The sequence below is a fragment of the Streptomyces sp. NPDC047917 genome (assembly GCF_043204345.1).
Classification (GTDB): Bacteria; Actinomycetota; Actinomycetes; order Streptomycetales; family Streptomycetaceae; genus Streptomyces; species Streptomyces sanglieri.
Genome location: NZ_JBIDCA010000004.1, coordinates 476,314 through 487,674, shown reverse-complemented (window position 1 = coordinate 487,674; position 11,361 = coordinate 476,314). Strand labels below are relative to the sequence as shown.

At 70.0% G+C, this 11,361-nt stretch carries 11 protein-coding genes; 6 read left to right on the top strand and 5 right to left on the bottom strand.

The genetic code is table 11. The annotated features are described in order from the left end of the window. Window positions 1–64: 64 nt before the first annotated feature. The 3 genes from ACGF8B_RS11990 (at window position 65) to ACGF8B_RS11980 (ending at window position 3,550) form a co-directional block, all read left to right on the top strand. Window positions 65–379 carry a hypothetical protein gene (locus ACGF8B_RS11990; protein ID WP_392737164.1) on the top strand — a complete coding sequence of 105 codons (315 nt, stop codon included), beginning with the start codon at window positions 65–67 and terminating at the stop codon, window positions 377–379. Between the two features lie 378 nt (window positions 380–757). Further along, window positions 758–2,101 (top strand): MFS transporter, encoded by a 1,344-nt coding sequence (locus ACGF8B_RS11985; protein ID WP_392737434.1) that lies wholly within the window; start codon window positions 758–760, stop codon window positions 2,099–2,101. Window positions 2,102–3,160: 1,059 nt separating this feature from the next. Beyond that, window positions 3,161–3,550 carry a hypothetical protein gene (locus tag ACGF8B_RS11980; protein ID WP_392737163.1) on the top strand — a complete coding sequence of 130 codons (390 nt, stop codon included), beginning with the start codon at window positions 3,161–3,163 and terminating at the stop codon, window positions 3,548–3,550. Between the two features lie 510 nt (window positions 3,551–4,060). Here the strand turns inward: ACGF8B_RS11980 and ACGF8B_RS11975 are convergent. Beyond that, window positions 4,061–4,696 carry a TetR/AcrR family transcriptional regulator gene (locus tag ACGF8B_RS11975; RefSeq protein ID WP_392737161.1) on the bottom strand — a complete coding sequence of 212 codons (636 nt, stop codon included), beginning with the start codon at window positions 4,694–4,696 and terminating at the stop codon, window positions 4,061–4,063. Window positions 4,697–4,851: 155 nt separating this feature from the next. Between ACGF8B_RS11975 and ACGF8B_RS11970 the strand changes: the two genes are divergently transcribed. Both ACGF8B_RS11970 and ACGF8B_RS11965 read left to right on the top strand, forming a co-directional pair. Next, entirely contained in the window at window positions 4,852–6,015 is a 1,164-nt protein-coding gene (locus ACGF8B_RS11970) for an agmatine/peptidylarginine deiminase (RefSeq protein ID WP_392737159.1), read from the top strand. A 604-nt stretch (window positions 6,016–6,619) separates the two neighbouring features. Beyond that, entirely contained in the window at window positions 6,620–6,979 is a 360-nt protein-coding gene (locus ACGF8B_RS11965; protein ID WP_392737158.1) for a DUF4190 domain-containing protein, read from the top strand. Window positions 6,980–7,394: 415 nt separating this feature from the next. On the opposite strand, the gene crcB (ACGF8B_RS11960) is transcribed toward ACGF8B_RS11965, so the two are convergent. Genes crcB (ACGF8B_RS11960) through crcB (ACGF8B_RS11950) form a run of 3 tightly spaced genes read right to left on the bottom strand, consistent with a single transcriptional unit; the run spans window position 7,395 to window position 8,589 of the window. Continuing rightward, complete coding sequence (crcB, locus tag ACGF8B_RS11960; RefSeq protein WP_392737156.1) at window positions 7,395–7,769, bottom strand: fluoride efflux transporter CrcB; 375 nt, start codon at window positions 7,767–7,769, stop codon at window positions 7,395–7,397. Beyond that, window positions 7,766–8,065: a DUF190 domain-containing protein gene (locus ACGF8B_RS11955; RefSeq protein WP_392737432.1), complete on the bottom strand. Its 300-nt coding sequence runs from the start codon at window positions 8,063–8,065 to the stop codon at window positions 7,766–7,768. Before ACGF8B_RS11955 ends, crcB (ACGF8B_RS11960) begins: the two co-directional genes overlap by 4 nt. 44 nt (window positions 8,066–8,109) lie before the next feature. Further along, window positions 8,110–8,589, bottom strand: a complete 480-nt coding sequence (gene crcB / locus ACGF8B_RS11950) for a fluoride efflux transporter CrcB (protein WP_392737154.1) — start codon at window positions 8,587–8,589, stop codon at window positions 8,110–8,112. A gap of 693 nt (window positions 8,590–9,282) precedes the next feature. On the opposite strand from crcB (ACGF8B_RS11950), the gene ACGF8B_RS11945 reads away from it, so the two are divergent. Next, complete coding sequence (locus ACGF8B_RS11945; protein ID WP_392737152.1) at window positions 9,283–9,816, top strand: SixA phosphatase family protein; 534 nt, start codon at window positions 9,283–9,285, stop codon at window positions 9,814–9,816. A 267-nt stretch (window positions 9,817–10,083) separates the two neighbouring features. On the opposite strand, the gene eno is transcribed toward ACGF8B_RS11945, so the two are convergent. Continuing rightward, the gene (gene eno / locus ACGF8B_RS11940; protein ID WP_392737150.1) at window positions 10,084–11,358 is read right to left on the bottom strand and encodes a phosphopyruvate hydratase; all 1,275 of its coding nucleotides are present in this window, start codon (window positions 11,356–11,358) and stop codon (window positions 10,084–10,086) included. Window positions 11,359–11,361 lie beyond the last annotated feature (3 nt).

Genomic DNA, 11,361 nt, shown 5'->3' with positions numbered 1-11,361 from the left:
GCGGCGGCCAGCGCGGGCACGCGTTGCATGACGTGGGCAGGACACCTCCGGGTGTGCGCCGTCGGTGCCGTTCCAGGTCAAGGTGTCCCTCGAAGGTCTCGTTGATCGATTCGATGACCTGTCGCAGTGGCTTGAACAGCGCTGCGCCAGGCTGTTCCCGTTCACCTTCACGGGCCGTCCGCAGCAACTGGACCCCACGCTCGGACAGTTCGCGTTCGAATCCACGGTCGAAGCAGCTCCTGTCGCCGATGAGATTCTGTCCTTGGCGCTCTCGCAGAAGCTCGCATTCGGCGGCCAGGAGGTCGGGATCGCTCCTTCAGCACGTCGCCGGCCGTCGCGCAGAGTGCTGTCGCGAGGGTGTCCACGTCGTTCGCCGTAAGAGATCGCGCGGATAGGTGCTCCGCGGCGGCGGGCTTCCCGTGCCCAGGAAGCTCTGTAGAACGGGCCTGCGAGTGAAGAGATGAGACGTCAGGCAGGTGTCCGAGCCGGGCGTCTCCGCCCTGGTAGCGTTCACGGCATGTCTGCTGCTTCGTGTGCGGCCGCTTGCGCCGCAGTGACCAAGACGTCCCGCTAGCGGCGGGACGTTCGACTCACACACTCCTCCTGGACGTCCAGCCGTTTCGTGATCAGACCGGAGCGGCACGTTTGTGCTGCTCAGAGCTTCCTCTGAGCGACGGAGCACCTGATGTTCTCAGGCATCCTTTCTTCACGCGGGCACAGCCCGTCCTCTGCACGCGCATGGCTGGTGCTGTGCGCGGTGTCCATGCTGCAGTTCTTCATCGCGGTCGACGTGACCGTGGTCAACATCGCCCTGCCCTCGATCGGCGCCGGCTTCGGCATCGACGGGCACTCCCTGACCTGGGTTGTGGTCGGGTACACGGTCACCGGTGGTGGGCTGCTGATGCTCGGTGGCCGGCTGGGCGACCTGCTCGGGCGGCGGCGCATGCTGCTGCTCGGCACCGGCCTGTTCGGCGCCGCGTCCCTGCTGGCAGGCCTGACCCCCACGTTTTCCCTGTTGGTGGTCGCGCGCCTGTTGCAGGGCGCCGGTGAGGCCATCGCGCTGCCCGCTGCGATGGCCACCATCGTGCTGATGTTCCCCGAAGGTCCGCGTCGGTCGCGGGCCCTGAGCGTGTGGGCGGCGGTGGCCAGCTGCGGTCTCGTGCTCGGATTCGTCCTGTCCGGAATCGTCACCGCCCACCTGGGGTGGCGGTGGATCTTCCTGGTCTCGGTTCCGTTCGTCCTGGTCGTGCTGCTGGCCGCTGTCTTCCTGGTCGAGGGGGACCGGCCCGTGGCCAAGGACGCCCCGCCGCTTGACCTTCACGGCGCGCTGATGCTGACCGCCTGCCCGCTGCTGTTCATCTTCGGTGTGGTCGAGGCCGGTGAACCCGGAACGCCCGCATGGGTGGCCCCTGGCGCGCTGGCAGGGGCGGTGGCCGCCGGGGCCGGGTTCGTGCGTGTCGAGGCACGCTCGCGCAACCCGCTGCTGCCACTGCGCTTCTTCGCCAACCGCACGCGTGTGGCGGCCAACCTGGCCACGATGCTGCTGAGCGGGGGGTTGTCGACCTCGTTCCTGCTGTTCACCTTCTATCTGCAGGACCGGTTGGGCATCGGCCCGCTGGGCGCGGGCCTGACGATGCTGCCTCTGGCGGTCTCGCTGATCGTGTTCTCCATGCTCGTGCCCCGTCTGCTGGGCCGCTGGGGAGCACGCGCGTGTGTGCTTGCCGGCATCGGGTTCACCACGGCTGCGATGGCCACTGTCGCGGCTGTCGCGGCCCTGCGGGCAGGCGGCATGACGATGATCCCGGCCATGCTCCTGATCGCGGCCGGGATGGGGTTCGGCATCCAGTACCTCGCGGTCAGCGGCGTCACCGAGGACGACGCCGGGACCGCGTCGGGCATCCAGCGCGCGGCTGACCAACTGGGCGGTGCGACCGGGGTAGCAGTCTGCGTTGGGATCGGGTTCGCCCCGTCCTTGCATTCCTTCGACCCATTCCTGATGGCCACTCTGCTGGCCGCCATGGGGCTTGTGACCGGCGCGGTCGTGGCTTGGCGCATGCCCGCGCCCGTTCCCGCAGAGGACCTGCAGGAACAGGCCGGGTGACCTTCGTCCCGCCCGGGGGGGGGGGGGCCCCCCCCCCCCGCCCCGGGCCCCCCCCCCCGGGCGGGACTTGCTGGTCGACGTCCTCTACGGCCGAGCGAAGGTCACGTGCCCGTCCTGCCCTCATCCATCACCGACCCGTTGTGGGACCAGTTCCAAGCCCTCCTGCCCAAGCGGGCAGTGGCCGCTCATCCATTGGGCTGCCACCGTCCCCGCATCCCCGACCGGTCGTGTCCGACAAGCTCCTGGCCCGCCTCGTGCTCGAAAGGCACCCACCGGCAGCATGCCGACCACACCTGCTCGGCAACCACGATGAGGGCTCGGCGGGACGAGTGCATCGCCAATGGCCTCTTCGAGCGGCTGCACGGGCTGGCGCTTGAGGCATACGACGAGGCTATCGGCCTCGACCCTGAGAATCTCGTGGTGGACGGTTGCATCGTGAAAGTTCCTGGCGGTGGCCAGAACACCGGGCGCAGTCCGGTGGACCGAGGCAAGAGCGGTCTGAAACGCTCGGTACTGGTCGACGACGGGGGCTTGCCGTGGGGGTGGGTCCTTGCGGCCAGCGGTCCTCGATGACACCCGCCGCTGCCCGACAGGTACCACAGGCGTCCTCCCGTTCCGGCAGCCACCAGCGGTCGGACGGCGACATGCCGGTTTCCCGGATCCCGCACAGTGTCCTGTCGAAGAGGCCGAAAGCGTGGGAGACACCAGCGGGAAGGCCATCCGCGACGGCCCTCTCCCAGCGCATCTCCATGGGCAGGTACGGCGGTCGCGAGATCTCAAACCACTCTCCGCCCACATGGGTGGCGGCATGGCACCAGGAACAGGACCAGATCTCCTCTCCCCAAGCCGTCGGCGGCACCGGCCACTGCCACATCGACCGTCCACACACATCACACTCCACAGGCGGATCCTCACACGCTGGCACGGACCGCCCCAAGCTGCTGACATCGCGCCAGTTACCAAACACCCCGCCAGGACAAAACGCTCTTTAGACGATCCTGGACATCCTCGTTCTCGTCTCCGCAGGCGTCCCTCGGACCACACCACCAGGAGGAACCAGTGTCATACCCGCAGCCGGGCACCCCCGAAGAGAAACTCGCCGACGTGAAGCAGCAGTTGGGCCTGCCGCGTATCGTCGTGATCTGCGGCTCCACCCGATTCATGACCGAGATGACCGAGGCCGACCTGCGGGAGACCAAAGCCGGAAGGATTGTCGTCAAACCGGGTTGCGACATGAAGTCGCCGCACGAATTCTGGTCCGATCCCGTCGATGCCGAGGCGCTGAAGGTTCGACTCGGCGAGCTGCACCGAGCGAAGATCCGGCTCGCTGACGAGGTGCTCGTAGTCGGCGACTACATCGGAGACAGCACCCGAGCCGAAATCGCCTACGCCCGCTCGCTGGACAAGCCCGTGCGGTTCACGCACCCCGAAGTCGACCCCAGTGCCTGACCGCCCACTCCCACACCCTCCGCAGGCACCCTTCGGAACTGATCACCCGGGGCAGCTCGACGGCCGGTTCGGGCCCCGGCGGCGAGCGTGCGAGCCGAAGCCAGGATCTGGCCGGTCCGGTCCTGGAAGTCCGGCCGACCTGTACATATGCGGTGCCGTCACACCAATTCTCAACCAACGGCCCAGCACGAAGTCATGTCGGACGGGGTGGGGAGTGGGCGACGCGAGGCGGTCCGGGACCAGTGGTCCTCTTCGAGCACCCCAGCCACCCGTACATGGCAGCCCTCCTCGGCTCCACCCCGCGCATCACGACTCGGGTGTGGTCCGCCGCGTGGCCGACGAGATCGTCGTCGTGCGTCATGGTGTCATCGTCGGGGCAGGATCTACGGCCGAGGTGCTCGTCGTACCCCAACCCCCTTACATCCGGCGCCCGTTGGAGCCGTCCCGCCAGTCCGGGGCCCGAAAATGGTCGCGGCTGCCCGTCGGGCGCTGGGGTGGGCCGTGACCGGCTCAGGCACCGGCCGCGAGAGTGAAGATGAGCGTCCGCAGGACCGCTCCGGTATTGACCCCGGCGTCCAGCGACTCCGCGGCGGCGAGCCCGTCGACGGCGGCGGCGACGGCGGCGCCCAGCGGACGGGGGTCGAGGTTCCCGCCGCGCTCGTCGGCCAGGACCTGGAACAGGTCGACGAACGCGGCGCGCCAGCGCCGGTACTCGGCATCAAGGGACTCCCGCACCCGGTCGTCGTTCAACGCGTGCCAGTGCAGCGCCGAGTGCAGGTGCGCGAGGTCCGTGCCTTCGGGCCGGCCGAGCAGATCTACCACGCGCTCGGCGCGTTCGGCGAACGTGCCGGGGGTGGAGACCGCCGCCTCCAGCGGGGAGATCCACTCGGGGCGGATGTCCTCGACGACGGCCAGGATGAGGTCGGTGCGATTCTGGAAGTGGTAATGGCACATTCCGTGTGAAACCCCGCACAGGGCCGCCACGTTGCGCGTGGTGAAACGCTCGCTCATCTCACCGGCCAGCAGGGTCCGGGCGGCCGAGATCAGCCGCGCCCGCGTGTGCTCACCCTTCGCCGACACGCGCGTCCGTCCCGGCCGGACGGAGGGTGGGGAGATTTCCTGGGGGCCTTCTGCCGATGCTGCCATGACGTCACTCTAACGAGCACCCCGGTCTCCACCTGCAGTGTTGCGCGAACTTGCGAGACCCGTCGCCCAAACTATTGACCGAGCGCTCGGTCAGTTCTAGTTTTCGGACTCCCACCGTGCCGCGGTGCCGGGCGGAAACGACGAAGGAGACCCACATGAACGAGCACGCAGGGAACCAGTCCCCGGGCAGGGGCATGAGCAGGCGCGGGTTCCTCGCGGCGGCGGGGATCACCGCCGCGGGCGCGGCCCTCGCGGCGAGCGAGGGGCGAGCCCTGGCCGCGTCGCCACGCAGTCAGGCGGCTCCGGCGAGCTCCTTCAGCGTCCCGATCGAGGACGTCCGCCACACCCGTACCTGGATGGCCTGGCCGGACAGCACCACGATCTGGGGCCGCAAGCTGCTCAGTGGCGTCCAGGCCGACATCGCGCTGATCGCACGGAGCATCGCCAAGTACGAACCCGTCATCATGTGCGCCAACTCCGGCAGCGCGGCCAACGCCCGGTCGATGTGCGGGACTTCGGTCACCGTCATCAGCTCCATCCCGGTCGACGACTGCTGGATGCGCGACAGCGGCCCGGTCTTCCGTACCAACGGCTCCGGCGGCCTCGACGCGGTCGGACTGAACTTCAACGGCTGGGGCAACAAACAGATCCACGCCAAGGACGCCCTCGTCGCCGGGCGGATCGCCTCCTACGCCGGCGTCCCGTTCACTTCCGCGGGCCTGGTCGGAGAGGGCGGCGCGATCGAACAGGACGGTGCCGGCACCCTGATGGCGACCCGCAGCAGCCTCATCAGCACCAGGCGCAACCCCGGCAAGTCACAGGCGCAGCTCGAAGCCGCCATGTGCGCCGTGTACGGAGCCTCCAAGGTCATCTGGTTCGACGGCGTGTCCGGGCAGGACATCACCGACGACCACGTCGACGCCACCTCGCGCTTCCTGGCCCCCGGACAGGCGCTCGTCCAGATGCCCCTGGCGACGGACACCGATGCCTATGCCAAGGACGCGCGCCAGCAGTACCAGATACTGTCCGCCTCCACCACGGCGAGCGGCAGCCCGATGTCGGTGAGCCGGCTCCAGGGCCCCGACTACAACAAGATCCGCTCCACCAGCAGCGACTTCCTCGCCTCCTACGCCAACTACTACCTGTGCAACGGTGCTGTCATCTCGGGCCAGTTCGGCGACGCCCAGGCCGACGCCGCGGCCAAGGCCACGCTTTCCCGGCTCTACCCCGGCCGGGTCGTCGAACAGCTCAACATCGACCGCCTCGGCACCGGCGGCGGCGGAATCCACTGCGTCACCCAGCAGCAGCCCGTGCCGTAGCCGGTGAGTGCACGGAGACCGAGGCCAGGACAGGGGGCCCGGGGGAGTTCCGTACGAGGCCCAGCCGGGGCGGGCGGACCACTGCCTGCTCCGGCTGGGCCTCGTCGCCGGGTCCACCGGCCGGCCCGGTGGCTTCTCTGTACCAACGACGGGAGCCGGCCGTCGGTGGGCGCACTCGCGTGCTCCCGTACGGGCACCTGAGGCGGCGGCACCTTCAACAGGCGGCCCGCGGACGCGAGCGGCGAGCGCCGGGTGACGGGGGGCGAGACCGGCCGCGGCGTCCAGGGGGCCGCCCGGACCAGCGGGGCCGGCGCGGTCCGCACTTCGTACGGGGCGGAGCGTCACGCCAGTGCTGGAAGCGCGGCGTGCGGCAGCAGCGGAGTGCTCGCCATCGCTCCGAGAGAGGCGGACAGCGCGCCCGAACAGGTGGGGCCGCGCAGCAGCGGCAGAAACCCTGGTCGTAGTCGGCGAGTATCGCCTCTCGGCGCGCGGGAGACCTCCCCCGACCGAGGGAGGAACTCTTCCCGCCTTCTCGCGATGTGCGCCCCTGCCCCCGTAACTCATGATCATTTCCTGCCCAGTTGTCGACACCGGAGGATGGCGCATGAACACGCAAGGAACGGCAAGCCTCAGTGCTCGGCCCGCGGTCGGCAAGGACGGGCCGGCCACCGCGGCCATGGTGCTGGGCGTCACCGGCCTGTTCACCTCGGTCGTCCTCGTCGGCGGAGCACTCGGCCTCATCGGCGTGGTTGTGGGCGCCGTCGGCCTGAAGGCGTCCGGGCGGACCGGCACCGGCCGTGCCAGGGCCGTCACCGGCGTGGTGACGTCGCTCCTCGCGATCGTGGTCGCCGTCCTGGCCGCCTTCCTCCTGGCCTGGTACGCGAACCGGACCCAGGCTTGCTACCAGCCCGACACCCTGCGGCAGTACGCGCAGTGCGTCAGCCGGCACCTCACCAGGAGTTGACCGGTCAGACCACGTGATCACCCGGCAAGGACCCGCATATCCGTGCGCAACACACCCATGGCCCCTCTCTTCTGGCCGTCCGCGCGGCGGCGGCCCCGGTCACGGCGCTGCCCCCGACCGCCTTCGCCGCCTCCGGGACCGTCACGGACCCCTGCGGCGGTACACACGGCAGAGCTCGACCGGGGGACCGCCCATACCGGGCCGGGGCCTTCGGGAAGGACGTGCGCCGGGCTCCGCAATCGCTACTTCGCCGGAGCGCTTCCGGGCGGAAGCCCGAGAGATCGCGCCCCGCCGGATCCTGTCCGGTGTGACGGAACGGGACCGACGTCGCCGTGGGGCCGTCGGCCGAGTGCGGAAGGGGAGCCCGTCGGGGCGTCGAGCCCCGGTCTCAGCGGGCTCCCCGGCCGGGGAGCGACTACCCCCAGATGGCCTGGGCGAACGCCGCGCCGGTGACGGCGGCGCCGAGACCTGCCACCACGCTCGCCACGACGTTGGCTGCGGCGTAGAAGCGGGCCCCGTTCTCCGCCAGGCGCAGTGTCTCGTACGAGAACGTCGAGTAGGTCGTCAGTGCCCCGCACAGCCCGGTGCCCAGGAACAGCTGGATCTCGGGGGACGGGGCCCTGGCCGTGACCGTGGCAGTGATCAGCCCGAGGATCAGACAGCCGACGACGTTGACGGTGAAGGTGCCCCAGGGGAAGAGGGTGTCGTGCCGGGACTGGACCGTACGGTCGGTGAGATAGCGCAGCGGGGCTCCGGCCATGGCGCCCACGATCACGAGCAGCCAGTTCACTGTTCCTCCTGGCCGCGGCCGGTCCAGCGGATGACTTCGCAGCCGTCGAGGATGACCAGGCCCTCGGTGACGAGCTCATCCAGTTGCGGCAGGAAGGCCCGGATCCGGTCGTCGGTGTCGACGATCACGACGGCGACCGGCAGTTCCTCGCTCAGGGACAGCAACCGGACGGTATGGATCAGTGAGGACGCGCCGAAGCCCTCGATTCCGCGGAAGACCGAGGCCCCGGCCAGACCCGCCCGGTGGGCCCGGTGGACGATCTCGGTGAAGACGGGCCTGTGGTGCCACATGTCCATCTCGCCGACGAAGACGGTGACGCGCAGCGCGGAACCGGTGAGACTCACGGCTGCCTCCGTTCGATGATGCGACGGGTCGAGGCGGCCGCGATCCGGACGGAGGTCATGGCGGCGAGCAGGGTGAGCACCAGGTATGCCAGGCCGGTGCTTGCTTCGCGCCCGTTCACGAGGCGCTGGATGTCCACCGCGTAGGTGGAGAAGGTAGTGAAGCCGCCGAGTACGCCGGTGCCGAAGAAGGGGCGTACGAGCCGGTGGGCCACCCAGACGTCGGTGATCACGACCATGAAGACGCCGATGACCGCACAGCCGATGGCGTTGACGGCCAAGGTTGTCCACGGGAAGGCATCGGCGGGTGTGGGCCACAGGAGTGAGGCCCCGTACCGTGCGGCCGCTCCCACCCCGCCGCCGAGCGAGACGGCAGCGATCACGGGGCCCTGCCGCGGCTCTTTGTGCTGCGCGGGGATCCGGGGCTCGATGTCGGGGTCGACGGGTTCGTTCAGTATGGGGTTCCGGGACTTTTCCACGTACGTCTCCTACTCGCCGGGCGCGCTCGTACATGAGCGCGCGCGTCACAAGTAGGGACCGTTGGCGGCGTCGTTGCCGCGGTTCGGGTACGGCGGGCCCCACCGCCGTGCGGTGCGCAACACCGCCGCGGGCAAGTCTACCGGGTGCCGGGAACGTTCCTCGGTCCGGCCGGAGTGCGGCAGTTGTGACGACTTCCCCCGCGCGGGACAATGGAGGCAGCCGGCGATGGGCTCGCCGTAACCGCGCCACCACGGCGCCGATGGCCTGGAGCCGGGGACGTACCGCTTGTGTCTGGCTGGGCGTGAGGGCCTGCCGGCGATCAGGCTGGTACTGCTCGGCCATCCGCGCGACGTGCCTCTCACTCTCACACCACAAGACGTCGCCGACGCCGAACGGACGCCTCGACGGTGGAGGTGACGGGTGGCGCAACGGACATGACTGCCTTCGACCCCGAACCCGGACGTGTTCGCTTTCGACACCGACCCCGGAGAAGTCCAGTGACGGGACCGCTGACGCGCCGGCAGTCGGCCTCGACGCACCAGCCGTTCCCGGCCTGCTGCTCCGCGTGGAGGCGGCCGACGGAGTGCCCGAGGGCGCGAAAGTTCGAGACCTTCGCCTCTCCGGAACGGATACTCGGCCTGGCACTCACACGTGAGAGCGGGCGCGTCCACCGGCCGAAGCGGGGTGAGACCATGCCCATGTCCGGTGCGGCCCGACTGATCGTGCTGCGGCACGCCAAATCGGCCTGGCCGGACGGTGTACCCGATCACCAGCGCCCGCTCGCGGGCCGGGGCCGCCGCGACGCCCCGGCGGCCGGACGCTGGTTGCGCGAGGCGCACCGCGTGCCCGACCTGGTCATCTGCTCGACCGCCCGGCGTACCCGGCAGACATGGGATCTCGTCGGGGCCCAGCTGGACGCGTCGCCGGAGGTGGTGTTCGAGCCGAGGGCGTATGAGGCGAGCGCGTCCGCCCTGGCCGCCGTCGTGCGCGAAGTCCCCGAGCGGCGGCGGACCGTGTTGCTGATCGGCCACCAGCCCGGCGTGCAGGACCTGGTCCTGTCCCTGGTGGGAGGCGGGGACGACGAGGCACTTGCGCGGGCCCGAGCGAAGTTTCCGACCTCCGCGGTCGCGGTGCTGGTGCTGCCGTCCGCATGGGCCCAGCTCGCGCCGGGCACGGCGGCGCTCGTTGATTTCGCAGTGCCCCGCGGCTTCGCCGCCACGCGTTGAGTGGCCCGAGCCGCAGGGCGCCGACGTCGATGCGGCAGATGACGAAGGCATTGCGGGAGTACTCGGAGACCAACCCAGGAGTACTCGGCGACGAGCTGCCGGAGCCAGGTGATGGGGTTGGCCGAACTGCCGTGGATGTGCAACCCGGCTCGTGTGGCTCCAGCACCGCGGATGCGGTCCGGTCGACTCGCGCCGACCGGCGTTCCCGGCACCGCCGTGCCCATGAGGGACGGGGATGGGACATCGCCGGGTCCCTACCGGTACCGGTCACGTGGCACCGGCCCCGAAGGGAAGGGTTCCGGGGTGTTCGTCGGCGAGTTCGAGGAGACGGTTGTACTTGGCGACGCGCTCGCCGCGCGCCGGGGCACCGGATTTGAGCTGCCCGCAGCCGGTGCCCACCGCCAGATCGGCGATGAAGTCGTCCGGAGTCTCGCCGGAGCGATGAGAGACCATCTGGGTATACCCGGCCTCGCGGCAGATCCGCATGGCTTCCAGCGTCTCGGTGACCGTCCCGATCTGATTGACCTTGATCAGCGCGGAGTTGCCGACCCCGCGGGCTACGGCCCGGGTGATGACGGCCGGGTCGGTGACGAAGATGTCGTCGCCCATCAGCTGGACGCGGTCGCCGAGGCGTTCGGTGAGTCGGACCCAGCCGTCCCAGTCGTCCTCGGCGAGGCCGTCCTCGATGCTCCACACCGGGAAGCGGCCGATCATCTCCTCGTAGCGGTCGATGAGCTGGTCGGAGGTGAGCCCTTCGCCCGCCACCCGATAGCGGCCGTTCTCGTGGAACCCACTGGCGGCCGGGTCGAGGGCGATGGCAATCCCGCCCCGGCCGGGGGCGTGGCCCGCGTCTTCGATCGCCTCCACCAGGACGGTCAGTACGTCCTCGGGGCGGTCGATGTCCGGGGCGAAGCCTCCCTCGTCGCCGAGCCCGGTCGAGTGCCCGCCCGATGCCAGACGCGCCTTGAGCCGTGCGTACACCTCCGCACCCGCCCGTACGGCCTCGGGCAGACCGGGGGCGCCGAGCGGGGCGAGCATGAATTCCTGGAAGTCCAGGTTGTTGGCGGCGTGGGCGCCGCCGTTGACGACGTTGAAGTGCGGGACCGGCAGACGCGCAACGGTGCCGGCGATGTTCGCGAGGGACTGCCACAGTTCCTCGCCCGCTGCCGCGGCCTCGGCGCGGGCCGCCGCGATCGAGACACCGCTGACCGCGTTGGCGCCGAGCCTCGACCTGGTGTCCGTGCCGTCCAGCGCGATCAGTTCGGCGTCGATCTCCGCTGCCGAGGCGAAGTCACGGCCCACGAGCGCCTGTGCGATTTCGCCGTTGACATGGCCGACGGCCCGGTGGACTCCCCGACCGGCGAACCGGGCGGGGTCGCCGTCGCGCAGTTCGACCGCCTCGCGGGTGCCCGTGGACGCCCCGGAGGGGACTCCCGCCCGGATGCGTGTGCCGTCCGGGGTGATGAGGCTGACGGCAAGGGTCGGACGGGCGCGGGAGTCGAGAATCTCTACGGCGTGCAGCCGGGAAATGCGCAGTGACATGAT

What these genes read in the sequence shown, in the direction of transcription:
- ACGF8B_RS11975 (WP_392737161.1), bottom strand. Translation starts at nt 4,696, where the DNA reads ATGGCAGCATCGGCAGAAGGCCCCCAGGAAATCTCCCCACCCTCCGTC.
- ACGF8B_RS11965 (WP_392737158.1), top strand. Translation starts at nt 6,620, where the DNA reads ATGAACACGCAAGGAACGGCAAGCCTCAGTGCTCGGCCCGCGGTCGGC.
- ACGF8B_RS11945 (WP_392737152.1), top strand. Translation starts at nt 9,283, where the DNA reads ATGCCCATGTCCGGTGCGGCCCGACTGATCGTGCTGCGGCACGCCAAA.
- ACGF8B_RS11955 (WP_392737432.1), bottom strand. Translation starts at nt 8,065, where the DNA reads ATGGACATGTGGCACCACAGGCCCGTCTTCACCGAGATCGTCCACCGG.
- ACGF8B_RS11970 (WP_392737159.1), top strand. Translation starts at nt 4,852, where the DNA reads ATGAACGAGCACGCAGGGAACCAGTCCCCGGGCAGGGGCATGAGCAGG.
- eno (WP_392737150.1), bottom strand. Translation starts at nt 11,358, where the DNA reads ATGTCACTGCGCATTTCCCGGCTGCACGCCGTAGAGATTCTCGACTCC.